Origin of the sequence: Streptomyces cavernae (genome assembly GCF_004023625.1) — a bacterium.
Taxonomy (GTDB): domain Bacteria; phylum Actinomycetota; class Actinomycetes; order Streptomycetales; family Streptomycetaceae; genus Streptomyces; species Streptomyces cavernae.
This window is the reverse complement of record NZ_RPDJ01000037.1, coordinates 15,507-38,329: the sequence shown is the minus strand read 5'-3', so window position 1 is coordinate 38,329 and position 22,823 is coordinate 15,507. Positions and strand designations below refer to the sequence as shown.

Annotated in this window: 20 protein-coding genes and 5 tRNA genes; 7 read left to right on the top strand and 18 right to left on the bottom strand. The window is 70.8% G+C overall.

Annotated elements, in window-relative coordinates:
- Positions 1-61: 61 nt before the first annotated feature.
- Both thiD and EF387_RS36595 read right to left on the bottom strand, forming a co-directional pair.
- Positions 62-883, bottom strand: coding sequence for a bifunctional hydroxymethylpyrimidine kinase/phosphomethylpyrimidine kinase (gene thiD / locus EF387_RS36600; protein ID WP_128380921.1), 822 nt, complete (start codon positions 881-883; stop codon positions 62-64).
- Positions 880-1,845: a thiamine-phosphate kinase gene (locus EF387_RS36595; RefSeq protein WP_128380920.1), complete on the bottom strand. Its 966-nt coding sequence runs from the start codon at positions 1,843-1,845 to the stop codon at positions 880-882. Before EF387_RS36595 ends, thiD begins: the two co-directional genes overlap by 4 nt.
- 236 nt (positions 1,846-2,081) lie before the next feature.
- Here EF387_RS36595 and EF387_RS36590 point away from each other — a divergent pair, with 236 nt between their 5' ends.
- Together EF387_RS36590 and EF387_RS36585 are read left to right on the top strand one after the other, a co-directional pair.
- Positions 2,082-2,315, top strand: coding sequence for an Lrp/AsnC family transcriptional regulator (locus EF387_RS36590; RefSeq protein WP_015036438.1), 234 nt, complete (start codon positions 2,082-2,084; stop codon positions 2,313-2,315).
- Positions 2,316-2,335: 20 nt separating this feature from the next.
- A complete protein-coding gene (locus EF387_RS36585) occupies positions 2,336-2,818 on the top strand; it encodes a DUF3515 domain-containing protein (protein ID WP_128380919.1) in 483 nt (160 codons plus the stop codon).
- 801 nt (positions 2,819-3,619) lie between these two features.
- Here the strand turns inward: EF387_RS36585 and EF387_RS36580 are convergent.
- The 3 genes from EF387_RS36580 to EF387_RS36570 all read right to left on the bottom strand — a co-directional run bounded on the left by EF387_RS36580 (position 3,620) and on the right by EF387_RS36570 (position 6,663).
- Positions 3,620-4,777: a D-alanine--D-alanine ligase family protein gene (locus tag EF387_RS36580; protein WP_128380918.1), complete on the bottom strand. Its 1,158-nt coding sequence runs from the start codon at positions 4,775-4,777 to the stop codon at positions 3,620-3,622.
- Between the two features lie 93 nt (positions 4,778-4,870).
- The gene (locus tag EF387_RS36575) at positions 4,871-5,890 is read right to left on the bottom strand and encodes an NAD(P)H-dependent glycerol-3-phosphate dehydrogenase (protein ID WP_128380917.1); all 1,020 of its coding nucleotides are present in this window, start codon (positions 5,888-5,890) and stop codon (positions 4,871-4,873) included.
- Entirely contained in the window at positions 5,887-6,663 is a 777-nt protein-coding gene (locus EF387_RS36570; protein ID WP_128380916.1) for a lysophospholipid acyltransferase family protein, read from the bottom strand. Before EF387_RS36570 ends, EF387_RS36575 begins: the two co-directional genes overlap by 4 nt.
- Before the next feature lie 193 nt (positions 6,664-6,856).
- On the opposite strand from EF387_RS36570, the gene cofC reads away from it, so the two are divergent.
- Together cofC and EF387_RS36560 are read left to right on the top strand one after the other, a co-directional pair.
- Positions 6,857-7,489 carry a 2-phospho-L-lactate guanylyltransferase gene (cofC, locus tag EF387_RS36565; protein ID WP_128380915.1) on the top strand — a complete coding sequence of 211 codons (633 nt, stop codon included), beginning with the start codon at positions 6,857-6,859 and terminating at the stop codon, positions 7,487-7,489.
- Positions 7,490-7,705: 216 nt separating this feature from the next.
- A complete protein-coding gene (locus EF387_RS36560) occupies positions 7,706-7,909 on the top strand; it encodes a hypothetical protein (protein ID WP_128380914.1) in 204 nt (67 codons plus the stop codon).
- Positions 7,910-7,988: 79 nt separating this feature from the next.
- Here EF387_RS36560 and EF387_RS36555 read toward each other — a convergent pair whose 3' ends face one another.
- The 4 genes from EF387_RS36555 to leuC all read right to left on the bottom strand — a co-directional run bounded on the left by EF387_RS36555 (position 7,989) and on the right by leuC (position 11,321).
- Positions 7,989-8,633: an HU family DNA-binding protein gene (locus EF387_RS36555; RefSeq protein ID WP_128380913.1), complete on the bottom strand. Its 645-nt coding sequence runs from the start codon at positions 8,631-8,633 to the stop codon at positions 7,989-7,991.
- A gap of 138 nt (positions 8,634-8,771) precedes the next feature.
- On the bottom strand, positions 8,772-9,002 hold the full coding sequence (locus EF387_RS36550; RefSeq protein WP_128380912.1) for an SCO5555 family protein: 231 nt from the start codon (positions 9,000-9,002) through the stop codon (positions 8,772-8,774).
- Between the two features lie 288 nt (positions 9,003-9,290).
- The gene (gene leuD, locus EF387_RS36545) at positions 9,291-9,884 is read right to left on the bottom strand and encodes a 3-isopropylmalate dehydratase small subunit (RefSeq protein ID WP_128380911.1); all 594 of its coding nucleotides are present in this window, start codon (positions 9,882-9,884) and stop codon (positions 9,291-9,293) included.
- 6 nt (positions 9,885-9,890) lie between these two features.
- On the bottom strand, positions 9,891-11,321 hold the full coding sequence (gene leuC, locus EF387_RS36540) for a 3-isopropylmalate dehydratase large subunit (protein ID WP_128380910.1): 1,431 nt from the start codon (positions 11,319-11,321) through the stop codon (positions 9,891-9,893).
- 186 nt (positions 11,322-11,507) lie between these two features.
- On the opposite strand from leuC, the gene ndgR reads away from it, so the two are divergent.
- Positions 11,508-12,224: an IclR family transcriptional regulator NdgR gene (gene ndgR, locus EF387_RS36535; protein ID WP_026278050.1), complete on the top strand. Its 717-nt coding sequence runs from the start codon at positions 11,508-11,510 to the stop codon at positions 12,222-12,224.
- A 221-nt stretch (positions 12,225-12,445) separates the two neighbouring features.
- Positions 12,446-12,694: an SCO4226 family nickel-binding protein gene (locus EF387_RS36530; protein WP_128380909.1), complete on the top strand. Its 249-nt coding sequence runs from the start codon at positions 12,446-12,448 to the stop codon at positions 12,692-12,694.
- Positions 12,695-12,795: 101 nt separating this feature from the next.
- Here EF387_RS36530 and EF387_RS36525 read toward each other — a convergent pair.
- The 9 genes from EF387_RS36525 to EF387_RS36485 form a co-directional block, all read right to left on the bottom strand.
- A tRNA-Glu gene (locus tag EF387_RS36525) sits at positions 12,796-12,868 on the bottom strand.
- 28 nt (positions 12,869-12,896) lie between these two features.
- Positions 12,897-12,968, bottom strand: a tRNA-Gln gene (locus tag EF387_RS36520).
- Positions 12,969-12,988: 20 nt separating this feature from the next.
- Positions 12,989-13,061 (bottom strand) — tRNA-Glu (locus EF387_RS36515).
- 62 nt (positions 13,062-13,123) lie between these two features.
- Positions 13,124-13,196: transfer RNA gene (locus tag EF387_RS36510), tRNA-Glu, on the bottom strand.
- 42 nt (positions 13,197-13,238) lie between these two features.
- A tRNA-Gln gene (locus EF387_RS36505) sits at positions 13,239-13,310 on the bottom strand.
- 91 nt (positions 13,311-13,401) lie between these two features.
- Positions 13,402-14,178, bottom strand: a complete 777-nt coding sequence (locus EF387_RS36500; RefSeq protein ID WP_128380908.1) for an HAD family hydrolase — start codon at positions 14,176-14,178, stop codon at positions 13,402-13,404.
- 1,012 nt (positions 14,179-15,190) lie between these two features.
- Positions 15,191-16,705: a glutamate--tRNA ligase gene (gltX, locus tag EF387_RS36495; protein WP_128380907.1), complete on the bottom strand. Its 1,515-nt coding sequence runs from the start codon at positions 16,703-16,705 to the stop codon at positions 15,191-15,193.
- Entirely contained in the window at positions 16,698-17,480 is a 783-nt protein-coding gene (locus EF387_RS36490; RefSeq protein ID WP_128380906.1) for a fumarylacetoacetate hydrolase family protein, read from the bottom strand. The genes gltX and EF387_RS36490 overlap by 8 nt, the downstream gene beginning before the upstream one ends.
- 700 nt (positions 17,481-18,180) lie before the next feature.
- Positions 18,181-18,369, bottom strand: a complete 189-nt coding sequence (locus tag EF387_RS36485; RefSeq protein WP_128380905.1) for a hypothetical protein — start codon at positions 18,367-18,369, stop codon at positions 18,181-18,183.
- Between the two features lie 593 nt (positions 18,370-18,962).
- Here EF387_RS36485 and EF387_RS36480 point away from each other — a divergent pair.
- Complete coding sequence (locus EF387_RS36480; protein ID WP_128380904.1) at positions 18,963-22,823, top strand: sensor histidine kinase; 3,861 nt, start codon at positions 18,963-18,965, stop codon at positions 22,821-22,823.

The window sequence follows — 22,823 nt, the reverse complement described above, 5'->3', positions numbered from 1 at the left end:
TTTTGCCATGCCCGTGCGGGACCGGGGTCCCGGAAGGCCGCCCAAGAGCTCCGAGCGAGCTCTAAAGGCGCCCCCGCCACCCGTGGTCCACCGGGCCGATCCCGTCCCCGAGCGCGAATCCCGCCGCGATCGCACCGGTCACGTACTCCTTGGCCGCCCGTGCCGCTTCCGGCACGGACTGGCCCTTCGCCAGGCCGGAGGCGATGGCCGAGGCGAGGGTGCACCCAGTGCCGTGCGTGTGGCGGTTGTCGTGGCGGGGAGCCCGCAGCCAGTGCTCCGCCGAGCCGTCGGTCAGCAGATCGACCGCGTCACCGGCGAGATGACCCCCCTTGATCAGCACCCAGCGCGGCCCGAACCCGAGCACGGCCGCCGCGGCCCGGGGCAGCTGCTCCTCCGACGTGACCCGCATTCCGGTGAGTTGGACGACCTCGTCGAGGTTGGGCGTGGCCACCGTCGCCACCGGCAGCAGCTTCGTACGGACGGAGTCGAGGGCGGAGGCCGCCAGCAGCGGGTCGCCGTGCTTGGAGACCCCGACCGGGTCGACGACGACCGGGGCCCGCGTACCCGCGAGCAACTCGGCGACCGCCTCCACGAGTCCGGCCGAGGCCAGCATCCCCGTCTTGACCGCCTGCACCCCGATGTCGTCCACGACGCTGCGGTACTGGGCCCGCACCGCCTCCACGGGCAGTTCCCAGGCGCCCTGCACCCCGACGGAGTTCTGCGCGGTGACGGCGGTGACAACGCTCATGCCGTGCACACCCAGCGCGAGCATGGTCTTGAGGTCGGCCTGGATCCCGGCGCCCCCGCCGGAGTCGGAGCCCGCCACCGTCAGCACCCGGGGCGGAGTCGTCCGTGGCGCGGCTCCCCGTGACGGCGCGCTCATGACTCGATGTCCCCGAAGTGGTCCCACCCGCCCTTGTTGGTCCACGGCGCCCCGTCAACCGTCACCTGGGGCAGCGCCGAGGGGTTGAGCACTTCGCCGATCACCTTCCAGCGGGCGGGCAGCTTCACGTCGGGCGGGAAGGTCGCCACGATCGCGTGGTCCTCGCCGCCGGTGAGCACCCACTGGATCGGGTCGACCCCGACGGCCTGACCGATGTCGTTCATCTGCGATGGGATGTCGATGGCTCCCGAGCGCACATCGATGCGTACCTTGCTCGCCTCCGCGATGTGTCCGAGGTCGGCGATGAGACCGTCGCTGACGTCGCACATCGCCGTCGCCCCGAGGCCGGCGGCGGCCGGTCCCGCGTGGTAGGGCGGCTCGGGCCGCCGGTGCGCCTCGACGAACGCGCGCGGCGAGCGGAAGCCGCGGGAGAGCACCGCGTGTCCGGCCGCGGACCAGCCCAGCCAGCCGGTCACCGCGACCACGTCGCCGGGCTGGGCGCCGGCCCGGGTCACCGGCTCGTGGTTGCGCAGGTCGCCGAGGGCGGTGATGGCGATGGTGATGGTGTCGCCGCGGACGACGTCACCGCCGACCACGGCCGCGCCCGCGACCTGGCACTCGTCGCGCAGCCCGTCCATCAGCTCGGTGGCCCAGGTGGCGGGGAGTTCCGCCGGGACGACCAGACCGAGCAGCAGCGCGGTCGGCACCGCGCCCATGGCGGCGATGTCCGCGAGGTTCTGCGCCGCCGCCTTGCGGCCCACGTCGTAGGCGGTGGACCAGTCGCGGCGGAAGTGCCGCCCCTCCAGCAGGACGTCGGTGCTCGCCACGACCCTGCGGTCGGGCGCGGACACCACCGCGGCGTCGTCTCCGGGGCCGACCCGGACCGCCGGAGTGGTGGTCAGGCGCGAGGTGAGCTCCCTGATGAGCCCGAACTCCCCCAACTCGCCCACGGTGCCCTTCATGCTCCTGCTCCCTCACCTGCGACCTGTGCCCGGTCGCGAGCCGTCACTGTCCTGGGTACGGTCGAGCCGACCGTCACCGTCTGCCCCCGAGGGCCGCGGAATGCGGTGCGCGGCGCACCCCGGTGCTCCGCGGTGTGCGCGCCACCCCTACCACGGGTCTCCCCGCGGCGAGCGGCGACGCGATACCGTGGCGTCCCTTCTCCCCACATGATCCTCGTGGCCGCCCTGGAGGTTCCGTGGTACAGGCGTACATCCTGATCCAGACGGAAGTCGGCAAAGCGTCGACCGTCGCCGACACAATCAGCAAGATCCCTGGAGTGCTCCAGGCCGAGGACGTGACCGGACCGTACGACGTGATCGTGCGCGCCCAGGCCGACACGGTCGATGAACTCGGCCGCATGGTGGTCGCCAAGGTCCAGCAAGTGGACGGCATCACGCGCACCCTGACCTGCCCGGTCGTGCACCTCTAGCCCCCGTCTACCCTTGGCCGGTGAAGTTCTCCCGTCACCGGCCCTTCGGCCTGCCCGCGTTTGCCCTGCTGTTGTCGATCACGGCCTGTTCCTCAACGGAGGACAGCGCCACGGCACCGATTCCCTCCCCCGAGGCGAAGGTCGCCGAGCTGTGCCGGAACCTCGACAAGGTGCTGCCGCAGAAGGTCGACGGTCTGGAACGAAATGATCCCGAGCCCCCTTCCCCGCTGACCGCGGGCTGGGGGAGCCCGGCGATCATACTGCGCTGCGGTGTACCCCGGCCTGCGGAGCTGAACACGGCCGACGCGCTCGGTGCCACGGTGGACGGCGTGGGCTGGCTGGTGGACAAGCGGGACGACGGTTCGGTCCGCTTCACCACCACGCTGCGGCGTGCCTATGTCGAGGTCACACTGCCGAAGGAGCGGGCGGGCGACGGGGCGGGCCCGCTGACGGGATTCGCGAAGCCGATCGCGTCCGCGATACCGGAAGGCATCGCGGACTAGGGGTGCACCGTTCCACGGTTGTACTGTTGCGCCCTGGCCCCTGCGTCCCGTGCGTGCTCGCGGGCCGCCTGACGGACGACGCGGACCGGGCTGCGCACACCAGGCCGCCTGCCCACCGCTGACACCGACGCCCTGACTCCGGCGGTGACACTCCGCCACACTCGGGTCCGGCGCCCCCGAACTCCGGAACTGCGAGGTTCCGGGCGACCTGACGCCGACGCCCTGACTCCGGCTCCGATCCCTGGGCCGACGCCCCCCGAACTCCCGCACCCCGGGGACCGCGGCGCCCCCAGGCGACCTGACACCGACACACTGACTCCGGCTCCGACACTCCGCCACCCTGGGTCCGGCTCTCCCGAACTCCCGCTCCCGGGGACTGCGGCGCTCCAGCGACGCCGACGGCGCCGTCGAGCCCTCGCCGTGCCCGGCCCGCCCTCCGCGGCACCGCCGCACGAATGCGGGCCGCCTGAGGCCGGTTACGCGGTTCTCCGTGCCGCTGAGGCCGACGCCCCGACTCCCACATCCGCGGCTGCGGCGCCCGCGAGCCGCGGGCCCCACTCTCCGGGCCCCACCTCCGGGCGCGGCACCACTCTCGGGCCCCACTCTCCGAGCCTCACTCTTCGGGCCGGGCTCGGCGGTGGAGTTCCGGGCCGGGCCCGGCATCCGGGCCCCGCCCCCAGGCACTGGACGGCTCCGTCGAGCCCCCGCGGCGCCGCGTCCGTTCTCGCCCTCGCAGGCCGGCCGCACGGGTGCGGGCCGGCCGTCGCTAACTCCTCGGTTTCCGCTCCCCTGACGGGGCGCTCAGCGCAGGCCGGTGGAGCGGCGCAGGGCCGCCTGGATCAGGCGGTCCACCAACTCCGGGTAGCTGACCCCGGTCTCCTGCCACATCCGCGGGTACATGGAGATCGGCGTGAAGCCGGGCATGGTGTTGATCTCGTTGATCACGAACTCGCCGTCCTCGGTGAGGAAGAAGTCCGCGCGTACGAGGCCCTCGCAGGACGCAGCCTCGAAGGCCTCGATCGCCAGGCGCCGCACCTCGGCGGTCTGCTCGTCGGTGAGCGGCGCGGGCACCACCCCGGGCGCTGCGTCGATGTACTTGGCCTCGAAGTCGTAGAACTCGTGGGACTGCACCGCCGGGATCTCCGCGGGGACCGAGGCCCGCGGGCCGTCCTCGAACTCCAGCACCCCGCACTCGATCTCACGGCCGCGCACCGCCGCCTCCACGAGGATCTTCGGGTCGTGGTGCCGCGCCTGCGCGATCGCCTCGTCGAGCCCCTCGAAGGAGTCGACCTTGGTGATGCCGATCGAGGAGCCCGCGCGCGCGGGCTTGATGAACAGCGGCCAGCCGTGCTCCCCGGCGAAGTCGGCGATCCTGCCGCGTACGGCGGACTCGTCGCGCTCCCACTCGCGGGGCCGGATCACCAGATACGGGCCGACGGGCAGCCCGAAGGAGATGAAGACCCGCTTCATGTACTCCTTGTCCTGGCCGACCGCGGACGAGAGCACGCCCGAGCCGACGTACGGGATCCCGGAGAGCTCCAGCAGGCCCTGGAGGGTGCCGTCCTCGCCGTACGGGCCGTGCAGCATCGGGAAGACGACGTCGACCTCGCCGAGGGCCTTGGGGACCGATCCCGGCTCGCTGTAGACGACTTCACGGTTGGCCGGGTCGACCGGGAGGACCACGCCGCCCTCGCCGGACTCGGCGAGCTGTTCCACGCTCGGTTGCTGCCGGTCGAGGATCGCCATCCGCTCCGGGTCGTCCGCGGTGAGCGCCCAACGGCCGTCACGGGTGATGCCGATGGGCAGCACGTCGTACTTCGTCCGGTCGATGGCGCGCAGGACCGCTCCGGCGGTGACGATGGAGATCCCGTGTTCGGAGCTGCGGCCGCCGAAGACGACGGCCACACGCGGTTTCCGGGGCTGCGGCTCGGGGCTCTGGGGCAGGTTCTCAGCGCTCATATCGCGTTGAGAGTACCTGCTGGTAGGTCCTGAGTCAGCGGCGGCACGGGCTGGTTACCCGGCTCGGCAGCCGGTTTTCCGGGCCGTGATCGCTCAGCGTCGTTCGGGCTTGGCGCTGCGCGACATCAGCTCCTTGAGCGCGACCACCGGCGGCTTGCCGTCGTGGACGATGCCCACGACGGTCTCGGTGATCGGCATGTCGACGCCGTGCCGACGGGCCAGATCGAGCACCGACTCACAGGACTTGACGCCCTCCGCGGTCTGCTTGGTGACCGCGATGGTCTCCTCCAGGGTCATGCCCTTGCCGAGGTTGGTGCCGAAGGTGTGGTTGCGCGAGAGCGGCGAGGAGCAGGTGGCCACCAGGTCGCCCAGGCCGGCGAGACCGGAGAAGGTCAGCGGGTCGGCGCCCATGGCGAGACCGAGCCGGGTCGTCTCGGCGAGTCCGCGGGTGATGAGCGAGCCCTTGGCGTTGTCGCCGAGGCCCATGCCGTCCGCGATGCCTACGGCGAGCCCGATGACGTTCTTGACGGCTCCGCCGAGTTCGCAGCCCACGACGTCGGGATTGGTGTACGGGCGGAAGTACGGGGTGTGGCAGGCGGCCTGCAGGCGCCGGGCGACCTCTTCGGAGGTGGCGGCGACCACCGCGGCGGCCGGCATGCGGGCGGCGATCTCCCGGGCGAGATTGGGCCCGGTGACGACGGCGACGCGCTCGGGCCCCACCTTGGCGACGTCCTCGATGACCTCGCTCATCCGCATCGCGGAACCGAGTTCGACGCCCTTCATCAGCGACACGAGGACGGTGCCCCGGTGCAGCAGCGGGGTCCAGTCGGCGAGGTTGGCGCGCAGGGTCTGCGAGGGAACGGTGAGCACCGTGAACTCGGCGCCGGCCGCCGCTTCGGCGGGGTCGGTCGTGGCCCGCATGTTCGCGGGCAGTTCGATGCCCGGGAGGTAGTCCGGGTTGGTGCGGGTCGAGTTGACCGCCTCGGCGACCTCCGGGCGCCGCGCCCACAGGGTGACTTCGCACCCCGCGTCGGCGAGCACCATGCCGAAGGCCGTGCCCCACGATCCGGTCCCGAAGACGGCCGCCCTGACGGGCTCGCCGGATGACGTCACTTGCTGTGCCCCTTCTGCTCCTCGGCCCGCTCCTGCGTCTGGGCCTCGGTCCTGCGGCGCTGCTCCAAGCGCACCTGACGCGGGTCGAAGGGCACCTCGGGCGCCTTCTCGCCGCGGATCACCTCGAGCTGCGCGGTGATCGCGGCCATGATGACCTCGGTCGCCTCCTTCAGGACCTCCGGAGTCATTTCCTTGTCGTAGAAGCGCGACAGGTCGACCGGTGGGCCCGCCAGCACGTGGTGTGTCTTGCGCGGGAAGACGTTGAGCTTCTTGGCGTACGGCGGCAGCAGCAGGTTGGCGCCCCACTGGGCCACGGGGACGACCGGGCACTTGGTCTGCAGGGCGACCCGGGCGGCGCCGGTCTTGCCGGTCATCGGCCACTGGTTGGGGTCGCGGGTGATGGTGCCCTCGGGATAGAACACCACGCACTCGCCGCGCTCCACCGCGTCGACGGCGGCCCGGAAGGCGCTGAGCGCGTCGGTGCTCTCGCGGTAGACGGGGATCTGTCCGGTACCGCGCATCGCGGCGCCGATGAATCCCTTCTTGAAAAGGCCGCTCTTGGCGAGGAAACGTGGAACTCGGCCGGTGTTGTACTGATAGTGGGCATACGCGAACGGGTCCACATGAGAATTGTGGTTGACCGCGGTGATAAAACCGCCGTCCCTCGGAATGTTCTCCATTCCGCGCCAGTCCCGCTTGACCAGAACCACCAGAGGCGGTTTGCACAGGACCGCTGCGAAGCGATACCAGAAGCCGATTCTGCGGCGGGACACTCGGACACCTTCCGTTGGGGCCTGGGGGCCGGTGGGGCCTGCGGGCCGGACAAGTGTGGCTCCAGGCCGCGCGTCTGTCGAGAACACCGTACGCCCGCGGTGCGGCGCGCCCGCCTGCCGCGTGTGCGGGCAGGTGACAATGGGGCCTACGCGGGCGGGTGGAAGGGCCCGGAGGCGGAGGGCGGGAGCACAGGTGCAGTGGACTCTGGTGATACCCCTGAAGGCCTTGGCACGCGCCAAGAGCCGACTCTCGGACACCGCCGCGGACGCGCTGCGGCCCGGCCTGGCGCTGGCGTTCGCACAGGACACCGTGGCCGCGGCGGTGGACTGCCCGGCGGTGCGGGATGTGGCGGTCGTCACGGGTGACACGCTGGCGGGCCGTGAGCTGGCCGCGCTGGGCGCGCATATCGTCGCCGACGAGCCCGGCGGGGGCATGAACGCCGCGCTGACGCATGCCGCGGCCGTTGTGCGCGTTCCCCGCCCGGAGTCCGCCGTGGCCGCCCTGAACGCCGATCTGCCGGCGTTGCGCCCCATGGAATTGGCGCGGGTTCTCGACGCCGCCGCCGAATTCCCGCGCGCTTTCCTCCCGGACGCGGCGGGAATCGGTACGACGCTGCTGACCTGTGCGCCCGGGCGGCAATTGCTGCCCGCCTTCGGCACGGATTCACGGGCGCGGCACCGGGCGTCGGGGGCGGTGGAACTCGCCGTGCCGTCGGTGGATTCGGTCCGCCAGGACGTGGATACCGGGAACGATCTGCGGGCTGCGCTCGCACTGGGAGTGGGGCCGCGGACGGCCGCGGTGGCGGCACGGATGGCGCTCCGCTGAGCGGCGGCGCTGCGCTGGTCAGCCGTCCTGGGTGGTGCCCCGGCCCCGGTTTTCCGTCTGCTGCGGGCCGGGCGTGGTTTCTCTCGCCCCGACGGGGCGCTGCCCCGCGTCCCCGATTCCCCACACTGCGGGCCGCCACTGGTTTATCGCGTAGTTCCCCGGCCCCTGAAGGGGCGCAGCCACCGGCCCGTCCGAGGGGCTTAGTACGCTTCCCCCATGCAGGCGACCGCGTACACATACGAACCCGAGACCCGTAGCGGGCAGGTGTTGCTCGACGACGGAACACCGCTGGCGTTCGACGGGGCCGCGTTCGACGCGGGTGGGTTGCGGATGTTGCGGCCGGGACAGCGGGTGCGTATCGAGGTCGCGGGTGAAGGTGAGGCGCGACGCGTCACGCTGGTGACGCTGTATACGTTCTGAGGGGATCACGCACCGGACAACGCCGCGGGCCGGGCTCCCGTGGGAGCCCGGCCCAGTGCGTGAGTGCCCAGCGCCCTTGTCACGAACGGGCGGTGGTCGTCTTCTTGGCGGTGGTCTTGCGCGCCGTCGATTTCCTGGCCGGGGCCTTCTTGGCCGGGGCCTTCTTGGCCGGCGCCTTCTTGGCGGCGGCCTTCTTGGCCGTCGTCTTCTTGGCCGTGGTCTTCTTCGCCTGAGTCTGCTTGGCGGCGGCCTTCTTGGCCGTCGTCTTCTGCGCGGCGGGGGTGGTCTTCTTCGCCGCGGCCTTCTTCGTGGCAGCGGTCTTGCGCGCCGTGGTGGTCTTGGCGGTGGCCTTCTTCGCCGCGGCCTTCTTGACCGTGGCCGCTGCACCGCCGGTCAGGCTGCCCTTGGGCGCCTTCTTCACGGCGACCTCGCCTCCGCGCGGGAGTTTCTTCGTGCCGCTCACCAGGTCCTTGAAGCCCTGGCCCGCACGGAAGCGCGGAACAGAGGTCTTCTTCACCCGGACCCGCTCGCCGGTCTGCGGGTTGCGGGCGTAACGGGCGGGGCGGTCGACCTTCTCGAAGGAACCGAATCCGGTGACCGAGACCCGCTCCCCCGCCACAGTTGCACGGACGATCGCATCCAGTACGGCGTCGACCGCGTCGGCGGCCTGCTGACGCCCGCCGACCTTGTCGGCAATCGCTTCTACGAGCTGCGCCTTGTTCACGTCTTCCCCTTCGGAGACATTGCCGGAACGAAAGTGTTCAAGCGTTTTCGCACGTTAGGCAGATATATACCGCAAATCAAACACGAAACGGGCTAATCACCCTTGTGCCGCATCCGACTCGGACGGTCACGGAGTTCCTCAGAGGCCCTCTTCGGGGATTCGCCCCTCGTCGAGGTCCTTCATGAAGCTCTCCAGACGCCTTGTCGCATCGGCGAGATCGTGCTTGGCCGCGGCCGTAATGACCAGCAGCTTCCGGGTCAGCGCCATCCGTACGCCCTCCGGGACTTGCAGTGCGCGCACCCTTGAGTGCGCTTCCTTGAGTTGGGCCGCGACCGCCGTATAGAGCTTGAGTTGGCCGTCGTTGTCCATGCACAGATTGTGCCATCTGGGGCGAGTTGTCGCCTGCCCAGGGGACAACTGCCGTCTCCCAGAGGCCTCTCCGGCACTTCCGCCGAGCGCGGCACCGAGGTCCGGGTACCCAGGCAAAGCCCTTTGTAACTAGGCAAGTTGGCATGCGTTTCGGGGTTGCTCCGGGCCCGGCCGGGGGCAGACACGGCTGTACCCCCAACCGTCCACGATTGGGGGTACAGAGGGGTGTTGCTATGGCTGGATTCAGACTGGCGCGGGCGGCCCGTGAAGGCTCTCGCGTCGAACGTCTCAGACGGGGAGGGTCCGCGGCTTGTACGAGGGGCGGCCCGCCTCGTACGCCGCGATGTCCGCCTCGTTCCGCAGCGTGATCGAGATGTCGTCCAGGCCGTTCAGCAGCCGCCAGCGGGAGTTCTCGTCCAGCTCGAAGGAGGCGGTGATGCCCTCGGCGCGCACCTCGCGGGCCTGGAGGTCGACCGTGATCTCGGCCTCGGGGTCCTTCTCGGTGAGCTCCCAGAGCGCGTCCACGATCTTCTGCTCCAGAACGACCGTGAGCAGACCGTTCTTCAGCGAGTTGCCGCGGAAGATGTCGGCGAAGCGGGAGGAGATCACGGTCTTGAAGCCGTAGTTCTGCAGCGCCCACACGGCGTGCTCGCGGGAGGAGCCGGTGCCGAAGTCGGGGCCGGCGACCAGGACGGTGGCGCCCTCCCGCTCCGGCTGGTTGAGGATGAAGGACGAGTCCTTGCGCCAGGCCTCGAACAGCCCGTCCTCGAAGCCGTCCCGGGTCACCTTCTTGAGCCAGTGCGCGGGGATGATCTGGTCGGTGTCCACATTGCTGCGGCGCAGCGGAACGGCCCGGCCGGTGTGCGTGGTGAATGCTTCCATGGCTGTTCAGACTCCAGCGGGCGTGCGGGTGTCGGCGTCGGACAGGTCGGCCGGGGAGGCCAGGTGGCCGAGTACGGCGGTGGCGGCGGCGACCTGCGGGGAGACCAGGTGCGTACGGCCGCCCTTGCCCTGCCTGCCCTCGAAGTTGCGGTTGGAGGTGGAGGCGGAACGCTCGCCCGGGGCCAGCTGGTCGGGGTTCATGCCCAGACACATCGAGCAGCCCGCGTGCCGCCATTCGGCGCCGGCGTCCTTGAAGACCACGTCCAGGCCCTCGGAGACGGCCTGCAGACCCACGCGCGCGGAGCCGGGGACGACCAGCATCCGTACGCCGTCGGCGACTTTGCGTTCTTTGAGGATCTCCGCGGCGGCGCGCAGGTCCTCGATGCGGCCGTTGGTGCAGGAACCTACGAAGACGGTGTCGACCTTGATCTCGCGCAGCGGCTGTCCCGCGGTCAACCCCATGTATTCCAGGGCCTTTTCGGCGGCCAGTCGCTCCGAAGCGTCCTCGTACGAAGCCGGGTCGGGGACGGACGCCGAAAGCGGCGCACCCTGGCCGGGGTTGGTGCCCCAGGTGACGAACGGGGACAGTGAGGCGGCGTCGATGCGGACCTCGGCGTCGAACTCCGCGTCGTCGTCGGTCTTCAGCGTCTTCCAGTAGGCGACGGCGGCGTCCCAGTCCTCGCCCTCGGGGGCGTGCGGGCGGCCCTTGAGGTAGGCGAAGGTGGTCTCGTCGGGGGCGATCATGCCCGCGCGTGCGCCGGCCTCGATCGACATGTTGCAGATGGTCATCCGGGCCTCCATCGAGAGCTTCTCGATGGCCGAGCCGCGGTATTCCAGGATGTAGCCCTGGCCACCGCCGGTGCCGATCTTGGCGATGATCGCCAGGATCAGGTCCTTGGCCGTGACGCCCTCGGGCAGCTCGCCGTCGACCGTGATCGCCATGGTCTTCGGGCGGGCCAGCGGCAGCGTCTGGGTGGCCAGCACGTGCTCGACCTGGGAGGTGCCGATACCGAAGGCGAGCGCGCCGAAGGCGCCGTGCGTGGAGGTGTGGGAGTCACCGCAGACCACGGTGGTGCCGGGCTGGGTCAGGCCCAGCTGCGGTCCCACCACGTGGACGACGCCCTGCTCGACATCGCCGAGCGGGTGCAGCCGTACGCCGAACTCCGCGCAGTTCTTGCGCAGGGTCTCCAGCTGGGCACGGGAGACCGGGTCGGCGATCGGCTTGTCGATGTCGAGGGTCGGGGTGTTGTGGTCCTCGGTCGCGATGGTGAGGTCGAGGCGCCGCACGGTGCGGCCGCTCTTGCGGAGGCCGTCGAAGGCCTGGGGGCTGGTCACCTCGTGCAGCAGGTGCAGATCGATGAAGAGGAGGTCGGGCTCGCCCTCGGCGCGCCGGACGACATGGTCGTCCCAGACCTTCTCCGCGAGTGTCCTACCCATCGCTTTCCCTTCGGCCGGCTGTGGTCGCCCGGCCCAACTAGAGATGTAGACGTCGTCGTCCGTACCCCAGTACTGGACGGCGTCCGCCGGACCCGTCGGTCCATCGGGCCGTTGATACGTACAGGGTGGCAAGTCCGCCGGGAAATTGAACTTGCGTTTCACAGAGTGAGACGCGAGTATCGTTTCATGGACAACTCTAGCGGCGTGGGCGTTCTGGACAAGGCGGCCCTTGTCCTCAGCGCCCTGGAGTCCGGTCCGGCCACCCTCGCGGGGCTGGTCGCGGCCACGGGACTCGCACGACCCACGGCTCATCGACTGGCCGTGGCACTGGAACACCACCGCATGGTGGCGCGGGACATGCAGGGCCGTTTCATTCTGGGTCCCCGGCTGGCCGAGCTGGCCGCGGCGGCGGGCGAGGACCGGCTGCTCGCCACGGCCGGCCCGGTGCTGACGCATCTGCGGGACGTCACGGGCGAGAGCGCACAGCTCTACCGTCGCCAGGGGGACATGCGCATCTGCGTGGCCGCGGCGGAGCGGCTGTCCGGCCTTCGGGACACGGTGCCCGTCGGCTCGACGTTGACGATGAAGGCGGGCTCGTCGGCCCAGATCCTGATGGCCTGGGAGGAGCCGGAGCGGCTGCACCGGGGACTGCAGGGCGCGCGTTTCACGGCGACGGCCCTGTCCGGGGTACGACGCCGGGGCTGGGCCCAGTCGATCGGCGAGCGGGAGCCGGGGGTCGCGTCGGTCTCGGCGCCTGTGCGCGGACCGTCGAACCGCGTGGTGGCCGCCGTCTCGGTCTCCGGACCGATCGAGCGGCTGACCCGGCACCCGGGCCGGATGCACGCACAGGCCGTGATCGACGCGGCGGCGCGGTTGTCCGAGGCGCTGCGGCGCTCGGGCTGACCCTCCGGGTCGGCCGCCACGGGCCGACCGCGGTTGGGAGCCGACCGTCTTCGGGCGACCGACCGTGCACGGGTGACTGACCATCCTGGGCTCACCGACCGTCCTCGGGTGACGGATCAACGCCGCTGCTGCAAAGCCCTTGAGGTGTGCCTCCGCGCCGGATGCGGCGCCTGTGACGGCGGGTGCAGCATGGAAGTAGTGCCCCCAGGAGGTGTGTGATCATGGCCGAGTTCATGGACGTCCATCACGGGATGAAGGGGATCACGGGCGAGCAACTGCGGGCTGCCCACCGTGCGGACCTCGCCATCGAGAGAGAGGAGAGTGTCCACTTCAAGCAGGCCTGGGCGGACCCGGAGTCCGGGGTCGTGTACTGCCTGTCGGAGGCCCCGTCGGCGGAGGCGGTGCAGCGTATCCACGAGCGCAGCGGCCACCCGGCGGACGAGATCCACGCCGTGCCGCTGACCGCCTGAGTCCAAGTCGATTGTCCCGACGCGTCCCGTCGCCGACGCGTCCACGGTGTCCGAGCATGCGGAAGGGGCCTCCCGCGTACGGAAGGCCCCTTCGGATCGAGTACCCCCGACCGGATTCGAACCGGCGCTACCGCCTTGAGAGGGCGGCGTGCTAGGCCGCTACACAACGGGGGCGAGGATCTTGCGTTTCCGCAGATCCGAGCTGGTCTACCAGGACTCGAACCTAGACTAACTGAACCAGAATCAGTCGTGCTGCCAATTACACCATAGACCAATGTGGTTTAGACCAGTTTGTACCCCCGACCGGATTCGAACCGGCGCTACCGCCTTGAGAGGGCGGCGTGCTAGGCCGCTACACAACGGGGGCCCTAGCGATCCTGCATCAAGGGGAGGGGGTGCGACCCGGACTCTCCTCGCGGGAAGGATCTGTACCCCCGACCGGATTCGAACCGGCGCTACCGCCTTGAGAGGGCGGCGTGCTAGGCCGCTACACAACGGGGGCTTTGTGGAGTCGATCTCCACGGGCGCAGATGAGCTCTGCGAGCTGGCCTACCTGGACTCGAACCAAGACTAACTGAACCAGAATCAGTCGTGCTGCCAATTACACCATAGGCCACTGAAACGCAACCCCCTGCGAGGGCTTTGTTTTAGCTTGCGCCTCGGGGTTCCGGCCTTTCGGCCCGCTCTCCGGCGGCGCAGGAAGAACATTACCCGAAGGTGGACGGCGCTCCAAAACGGGTATCCGGGCCGAGGAGCGCGGGGAGTTCGGCGAGGGAGGCGATGCGACGCAGGTCGACGGGCAGGGTCGGGCCCGCTCCGGCCGGCTCGTTCTCGGGCACGGCGGGGCCGCCGGTGACGGCGGTCACGGACGAGCGGTCGATCCAGACCGCGAACATTCCGGCGTCGGCGGCGCCACGGCCGTCGATCTCTGGGTGGTCGCCGACATAGGCGACCTGGTGCGGGGCGAGGCCGAGCGCGTCGCAGGCCGCGTGGAAGGCCTCCGCCGCCGGCTTGGAGACGCCGAGTTCGGCGGCGCACAGCACCGACTCGAAACGGTCGCGCACTCCTAGGATGCGCAGCTTGCGATCCTGGTTGCTGAGGCTGGAGTTGGACAGGATCGCGTGCCGGTAGCCGACGGCGAGGAGGTCGAGCACGGGCAGCACGTCGGGGAAGAGCGCCCAGGCCGCTTCGTAGTGTCCGACGTAGCGGTGGAACCATGCGTCGGCCTCGGCGTCGCTCAACTCCTCGCCGAGGAAGACCCTTACGCGCTCCCGGCGCTGTTCCTCGAAGGTGGTCTCCCCCGCGGCGAACCGGGCCCACTGCTGGTCGCTCACCTCCCGCCAACGGTCCAGGGCCTGCTCCGGGGAGGGGTAGGCGTGGGGCAGGCCCACCGCGGAAAGATGGGCCCACAGCCCGGCGCGGTCCGCCGTGGTGTAGTCGAAGAGGGTGTCGTCGATGTCCCAGACCACGGCTTGGATCCTCATGAGACGACCGTAGCGCTGGACGGTCCGACTCGGCACCGCACCTCCAGGGCGGTGTGCGACCGGCGCGAGAACGTCCCCGCGTCCCCGCCCGTGGGGGTCCGGGCGGAGCCCGAGGAACGAGACCAGGGACGACGCTCGGCCGCTGCGGGGTGGGACCTCTCTGCTCGAGCGACACGGGCGGGCCGATCGCCAGGGCCACAACCACGTTGCCTCGGGCCGGGCCGGTGACGGGGCGGGCGCGGGCCGGGCCGGGCCGGTGACGGGGTGGGCCGGTGACGGGGCGGGCGCGGGCCGGTGAGACGGGGCAGGCTGGTAGGGACAAGGCGGACCCGAGGGCAGAGGCAGACCCGGGGGCCCGGCTGAGGGCAGAGGCAGACCCGGGGGCCCGGCGGCCTCGAGGGTCGCGGCAGACCCGGGGCCTGACGCAACCTGCGTCAAGGCCGGAGTGGGCCGTGAGGGCCGCGGCGGCGCGTACGCCGTGCGCGTCCGCGGCCACGCCTGCACAGGCCGAGGCGGCCGGGCCAAGGCCGGCCGAGGGCCAAGGTGGGCGATGTCAGCCGGGTGAGGGCGAGAGGGCGGAGCCATGTCTCTCGCCGGGCGGCCAAGCAGCACGCAAGCCCGGCGGTCGGCCGGCACATGGGCGCGGGCGTACGCCAGGCAGCCGAAGCACGTAAACCCGTCGGCCCGCACGCGAGCCAGGCGGCCGGCCAACGCGCGAGCCAGGCAGCCGACCAGCACGTAAGCCCGCCGACCCGAACGCGCGCCAGGCAGCCGGCCAGCACGCAAGCCAGACGGCCGACCAACACGCAAGCGAGGCGGCCGGCGAACGCCCCAGTGAGGCAGCCGACCAGCACGTACACCCGCCAGCCGGCACGCGCGCCAGCCAGGCGGCCCGCGCTTGGCCCGCGAAGCGCGGGGAGTAAGTCGCCCAGCAAGCCCGCACGCCGGTCGGCGTATGACGATGGGGCGACACCCGACACGGGTGGCGCCCCATCGTCATAGCGGGCCGCGGCTACGCCGCCAGCTTCGCCAGTGCCGCGTCGATGCGGGCGATCGTCTTGTCGCTGCCCAGGATTTCCAGGGACTCGAAGAGCGGCAGGCCGACCGTGCGGCCGGTGACGGCGACCCGGACCGGGGCCTGGGCCTTGCCGAGCTTCAGGCCGTGCTCCTCGCCCGCCGCGAGGACTGCGCTCTTCAGCGACTCGGCGCTGCTCCAGTCGGCCTCGAGGAGCTTGGCGCGGGCGGTGGTGAGCAGCTCGGCCGCGCCCTCCTTCATCGCCTTCGCCCAGGACGCCTCGTCGGACACCGGCTGCGGGAGGAACAGGAAGTCGACGTTCTCGGTGATCTCGGAGAGGACCTTCAGACGGGTCTGCGCGTGCGGGGCGATCGCCTGCCACTTCGCCTCGTCGAAGTCCTCCGGAGCCCACGGCGCGAACGGCGCCCTCAGCCACGTCCGGCAGCGCTCGGTGAACTCCTTCACGTCGAGCAGCCGGATGTGGTCGGAGTTGATCGCCTCGGCCTTCTTCAGGTCGAAGCGGGCCGGGTTGGGGTTGACGTCCGCGACGTCGAAGGCCGCCACCATCTCCTCGGTGGAGAAGATGTCGCGGTCCGCGGAGAGCGACCAGCCCAGCAGGGAGAGGTAGTTGAGCAGACCCTCGGGCAGGAAGCCGCGCTCCCGGTACAGGTTCAGGGAGGACTGCGGGTCGCGCTTGGACAGCTTCTTGTTGCCCTCGCCCATGACGTACGGCAGATGACCGAACTCGGGCACGGACTTGGCGATGCCCAGCTCGATCAGCGCCTTGTAGAGGGCGATCTGGCGGGGGGTGGAGGAGAGCAGGTCCTCGCCGCGCAGGACGTGGGTGATCTCCATCAGGGCGTCGTCGACCGGGTTCACCAGGGTGTACAGGGGCGCGCCGTTGGCCCGGACGATCCCGTAGTCCGGGACGTTCTCCGGGGTGAAGGTCAGCTCGCCGCGGACCAGGTCGGTGAAGGTGATCGTCTCGTCGGGCATGCGGAATCGGACGATCGGGGTGCGCCCCTCGGCCTCGTAGGCCGCCTTCTGCTCGGCAGTGAGATCGCGGCAGTGGCCGTCGTAGCCGGACGGGCGGCCGGCCGCGCGGGCGGCGTCACGGCGGGCGTCCAGCTCCTCCGTGGAGCAGTAGCAGTGGTAGGCGTGGCCGGCGTCGAGCAGCTTCCCGGCGACGTCCTTGTAGAGGTCCATGCGCTGCGACTGACGGTACGGCGCGTGCGGGCCGCCGATCTCGGGGCCCTCGTCCCAGTCGAAGCCCAGCCAGCGCATCGAGTCCAGCAGCTGCTCGTAGGACTCCTCGGAGTCCCGGGCCGCGTCGGTGTCCTCGATGCGGAAGACGAACGTGCCGCCGGTGTGGCGGGCGAACGCCCAGTTGAACAGGGCCGTGCGGACCAGGCCCACATGGGGGTTGCCGGTCGGGGACGGACAGAAACGTACGCGAGGGGGTACCCCCTGCTCGAGCGCCGCCGAGAGCTTGGGGGAGGGTGCGCTAGCCACGCTTGACAACCTTGTTGGTGAGAGTGCCGATGCCTTCGATGGTGACGGCGACCTCGTCGCCGACGGTGAGGGGCCCGACCCCCGCGGGGGTGCCCGTGAGGATCACGTCGCCGGGGAGCAGCGTCATGGCCTCGGAGATGTGCACGATCAGATCCTCGATGGGGTGGATCATCTCGCTGGTGCGGCCGAGCTGGCGTTGCTGCCCGTTGACGGTGAGCTGGATCGTGAGGTCGGAGGGGTCCAGCTCCGTCTCCACCCAGGGGCCCAGCGGACACGAGGTGTCGAAGCCCTTGGCCCGGGCCCACTGCTTCTCGCGCCTCTGGACGTCACGGGCGGTGATGTCGTTGGCGCAGGTGTAGCCGAGGATCACGTCCTTTACCCGTTCGCGCGGCACCTCACGGCACATGCGGCCGATGACCACGGCCAGTTCGGCCTCGTGGTGCAGGTCCTGGGAGAAGGAGGGGTACTGGATCTCGTCGCCGTGGCCGATCACCGAGGTGGACGGCTTGAAGAAGGCGAACGGGGCGTCCGGGACCTCGTTGCCCAGTTCCCTGGCGTGCTCCGCGTAGTTGCGGCCGTAGGCCACGACCTTGTTCGGGAGCACGGGGGGCAGCAGCCTGACCTTGCTCAGCGGGACCTTGGTGCCGGAGAGCTCGAAGTCCGAGAACGGGATGCCCTTGATGATGTCGAGGACGAGCTCGCCGGGGCTGCTGCCGCTGCCCTCGACCGCGCCGAAGGCGACATTGCCGTCGATGGAGAATCTGGCGATGCGCACGGGTTCCTTGCGCCCCTCACTGAGTCACTGAGCTGCTGGAGTCGTAAGGCCCCAGGCTATCGCCCGAGGGCCGATGGGCCGCATCCGTAATAGCGCCGAGCGGGCCCGGCACCCCGAAGGAACCGCTCAGACGCCCGACGGGTGGACCGTACGAGCCCAATGATCACTTCATGCCGTCGGGATCGGCCTCGGCCATCGGGCATCGAGACCAGACCTTGGCCATCGGGCATCGAGACCAGGGAGAACGGGGCGAGCGGCGGAAACGGAGACGCCTGGCACGGTGGGCGCGGTGGCCGCTGCGGCGGTCCTGGTACCGGCACGACCGCGACCGCGGAGGACGCCTGCGACCGCTTCGTGTTCGGCGGAGAGCTACTGCGGCGGAGCGCCAAGGTCCACAAGGACTTCACCGGCGGCCGCACCGGCGCCAGCCCGCGCATCTGCGCAACCGCACCCGCACCCGCACCCGCACCCGCACCCGCACCCGCCAATCGTGTTCCTCGTGGCCGGATGACATCGACGTGGGGCACCGCGTCCGCTTCCGCGTCGACCCGGTCGGCAATGGGCTGTTCGTCTCCGGCGGTTGAGGCGGCCGGGTGTCCACCGGAACCCCGAACGCCGGCTGGCACGAGGGCCGTGACCCCGTGGCACCGTGGCAATGACCGCACGCGGCCGCCCGGTGCCCGGGCGGCCGCGTCGCGCGCTACTTCGCCGCGACCGCGGCGGCCGGGATCTCCATCAGGACGGTGCGCCGGGGGTTGGCGGTCTGCTCCGGGAGGTCGACGGAGTGCTCCTGCTGTTCCGCGGCGCGCAGTTCCTCCGCGTCCGAGAGGTGCGCCAGCGTGGTGCGGCGCGGGTTGGCTATGGTGCGGAACATCATCGTCGTCTTCACAGTTGTAGTTGACCTCGTCGGTGCGGGCGCCGGGCTCGAAGTGCCTTGTCAGCGGCGCGGGTTGTCGGATTGGCCATCCATGTAAAGCGTCAGGCTAAACATGCAGTTCCCGTGTAATGCCGGAAAGGTGCCGTGAAGGTCGTGTGAGTTTGCTCACTGACTAGTGGGCAAATCGGGCATTACGCATCAGTGAGCCACCCCTTCGAAACGGACATTGCCCTTCGGAAGCCACCATTCCGCTCCCGATCATGGCGACTGGGACACCCCCCGCCCCTAAGTGATAAGCGAAAAAGGTCCGTTATCTCCGGGATCCTTTCACACTCTTGGTAACGCTGCATTCGCAATCTGTCACCAAGGTCACAGTGTGACCCTCGGGCCTTGTTCGAGGATCCGGCACTGTGCTGGAATTCCCGGGACCGCCGCGGACGAAGAAACCGGCGCACAGGGGGCGCACAGCAGCGCCGAAGGCGGCGGGAAGGGGAAAGTCCAGCGCCGGTCACTCAAGACCACCAAGGGCGTGACGCGCCCGGAAGACACCGACACCGTCCCTCCGCAGCTGCGGAGGGGCGCCTGGTCCAGAGGTTGCGACGCTAGTGCAGGGACGTTTCAAGAGGGATGGCAGCGCTTCGGCCGAGCCGGAGCCGACCGGCGGAACCGACCGCGGTTCCTCGCCCCCGCACGCCCAGAACCCGGGCCCGGCACCAGCCGGTGAGATCGGCGGCAGCGCCGCTCGTCCCGGGACGACGGCGGGGCCCAACACAACCGCACCCAAGCCGCCGGCCCCCACGGGCCCCGGCTCCCGAGTAGCACTGCGCAACTGGCGCATCTCCACGCGTCTGGTCTCGCTCCTCGCGCTTCCGGTGGTCGCGGCCACCTCGCTCGGCGCGCTGCGCATCAACCAGTCCATGGACGACATTCAGCAGCTCGACAACATGAAGCTGCTGACCGACATGACGAAGCAGGCGACCAACCTGGCCGCCGCGCTCCAGGACGAGCGCGACCAGTCGGCCGGTCCCCTCTCGCACGGCGCCTCCGCCGCGGACTACGAGGTCAAGAACGTCCGTGAGAAGACGGACCTCGCCCGCAGTGCCTTCCTCGAGGGCACCCACGACATCGACACCAGCGGGAACCAGAACCTCGACGGTGTCCGCGACAACGTGGTGCAGATCGCGCAGCAGATCGGCGAGCTCAGCGGTATCCGCCAGGACGCCTACAAGGACGACGGCAACTCCCAGCAGACCGTCCAGGCCTACCACCAGCTGATCGAACAGCTTCTCGGCCTCTCCCAGGACATGGCGCAGGCCACCTCCAACCCGGAGATGATCCAGCGCACCCGCGCGCTGGCGGCCTTCTCCTCCGCCAAGGAGTACGCCTCCACCCAGCGCGCCGTGATCGCCGCGGCCCTGCCGGTGAACGACAGGGACTTCGGGAAGCTCTCCCAGAACGACCGGCAGTACGGCCTGTCCGCCTGGGACAACGAGCGCAACGAGCTGGCCTCGTTCCGCAATATCTACCAGGGCGACGCCGCGGAACTGATCAAGCCGCTCACGGACGGCAGCGCGACGATCAAGGAAGCCGACGAGTACTCCGAGCGTGTGCTGAGCCAGGAGAACGGCATCCAGCTGCGCGACAAGCGCTCGTACAAGGACTGGGTCGACGCCGACTCCACGAAGATCCAGGCGATGTCCAAGATCGAGGACACGCTGCTGAACGAGATGGAGCAGAAGGCCCGCGAGCTGCGCAACGAGTCCGAGCGCGAAGCCATCATCTCCGGTGCGCTGATCCTGCTCGTCCTCGGTATCTCGCTCGTCGGCGCCTTCGTCGTGGCCCGGTCCATGATCCGCTCGCTGCGCCGGCTGCAGGACACCGCCACCCGGGTCGCCCAGGACCGCCTGCCCGAGCTGGTCAAGCAGCTCTCCGAGTCCGACCCGCAGGACGTCGACACCTCCGTCGAGTCGGTCGGTGTGCACTCCAAGGACGAGATCGGCCGGGTGGCCGCGGCCTTCGACGACGTGCACCGCGAGGCGGTCCGCCTCGCCGCCGAGCAGGCCCTGCTGCGGGGCAACGTCAACGCGATGTTCACCAACCTCTCGCGCCGCTCGCAGGGTCTCATCCAGCGTCAGCTGTCGCTGATCTCCGAGCTGGAGTCCCGCGAGGCCGACCCGGACCAGCTGTCCTCGCTGTTCAAGCTGGACCACCTCGCGACCCGTATGCGCCGTAACGGTGAGAACCTCCTCGTTCTCGCGGGTGAAGAGCCCGGCCGCCGCTGGACCCGCCCGGTCCCGCTGGTCGACGTGCTCCGCGCCGCCGCGTCCGAGGTGGAGCAGTACGAGCGCATCGAACTGGCCCAGGTCCCGGCGACCGAGGTCGCCGGCCGCGTCGTCAACGACCTCGTGCACCTGCTCGCCGAGCTGCTGGAGAACGCCACCTCGTTCTCCTCCCCGCAGACCAAGGTCAAGGTCACCGGTCACGCGCTGCCCGACGGCCGGGTACTGATCGAGATCCACGACACCGGTATCGGCCTCTCCCCCGAGGACCTCGCCGCGATCAACGAGCGGCTCGCCTCGCCGCCCACCGTGGACGTCTCCGTCTCCCGCCGCATGGGTCTGTTCGTGGTCGGCCGGCTGTCGCAGCGCCACGGCATCCGCATCCAGCTGCGCCCGTCCGACTCCGGTGGTACGACCGCACTCGTCATGCTCCCCGTCGACGTGGCCCAGGGCGGCAAGAAGCCGGCCCCCGGCAAGCCCGGTGCACCGGCCGCAGGCGGTCCCGCCGCCGCGCAGGCCGCCGCCGGTGTCGCGGCAGCTCGCCGCGGCGGCGCGGGTGGTCCCGCGCTCGGTGGCGGCGCCTCCGGCGGCGGTCCCGGGCTGCTCGGTGCGGGCGCGGCACCCCGCGGCCAGGTCGGCGGCGGTTCGCGGGCAGCACTTCCGGGTGCGGGTCCCGGCGGTCCCGCTGCCCCCGGCGGTCCGCGTGGTCCGCAGGGCGGCCCCCAGCAGGGCCGGCCGGCTCCGGCCGGTGCCGGTAACGCCTTCGGACAGGCCGGGCCGGGCGCACAGAACTTCCAGGCCCCGAACTCCGGGCGCCAGGACGGCGGTTTCGACGGCTTCGCCGCGCGTGAGCCCGGGCGTCAGGACGCCTTCGGCGGTGCCCGTGGCACGTCGCCCGCACCGCAGCAGCGTCAGGGCGACGACGGTGGTCGGCGCCGTCCGCAGCTCCCGCCGCTCGGTGGTCCGCGCGCCGAGCTGCCCGGAGGCAACCCCCAGCCCCGGACGCCGAGTTGGAGCGACGACAACGCGCAGCCGCCGGTGCCGCCGCGTCCCCCGCTGGACGCCCCGCGCGGCCACGAGGAACCGGACGTCACCTCGCGTCTGCCCCGCATCGACGACCAGCAGGGTCCGGCCGCCACCGGCCAGTTCCCCCGCCCCGGCCACGGTGCTCCGCAGCAGGGCAGCGGCCAGTTCGTCCGCTCGGACGTGTACGGCGGACCGACCCCGGCTCCCACTCAGGACTTCAGTCAGCGGGACAGCGGTTCGACGGGTCAGTTCCCGGTCCAGGAGCCCGCCTCCACAGGGCAGTTCCCGGTCCAGGACCCCTCGTCCACCGGGCAGTTCCCCACGCAGGACCCGGCGTCCACCGGGCAGTTCCCCACGCAGGACCCGGCGTCCACCGGGCAGTTCCCCACGCACGACCCGGCGTCCACCGGCCAGTTCCCCACGCAGGACCCGGCGTCCACCGGCCAGTTCCCCGCGCAGAATCCCGCGTCCACCGGGCAGTTCCCGGTGCAGGACCCGGCGTCCACCGGCCAGTTCGCCCTGCCGGGGGGCCGTGAGGACGGCAACACCGGCAACTCCACCGGCCAGTTCGAGCGTCCGGGAACGAGCGGCACCCGCGGTGAGCTCGGTAGGCCCCTGCCCCCGCGCCCGCCGCAGCCCCCGCGCCGCACTGAGCCGGAGGCGCTGCCGCCGGCCACCGGGCCCGGGGACGGCCGGACCCCGGTCTACGACACCCTGGAGACCAACTGGTTCCGGGGCGGCGGCCACGGCGGCGGCGACAACGGCAGCAACGGTTCTTCGCCGGCGTCGTCCGCCCCCGCGCCGCAGCCGGCCACCGCGTCGGCGAGCACCAGCGGCAACGGGTCGAACGGGTCACTGACCAGCACCGGTTCCTGGCGGATCTCGCCCAACGACGAACTCGGCCGACAGGCCGAGCGGGTCCGCCAGCCCGCCGCGGGCGGGGTCACGGTCTCCGGCCTGCCGCGCCGGGTTCCGCGCGCCAATCTCGTGGCGGGCACGGCTCAGCAACAACAGCACCAATCCGGTCCGCAGGTCTCGCGTTCGCCCGACGACGTTCGCGGCCGGCTGACCAATCTCCGACGGGGCATCCAGCAGGGTCGCCAGGCCGGTACCGGCCAGACCGGCAGCTTCCCCAGCCCCACTCACCAGCAGGAGCGTTAG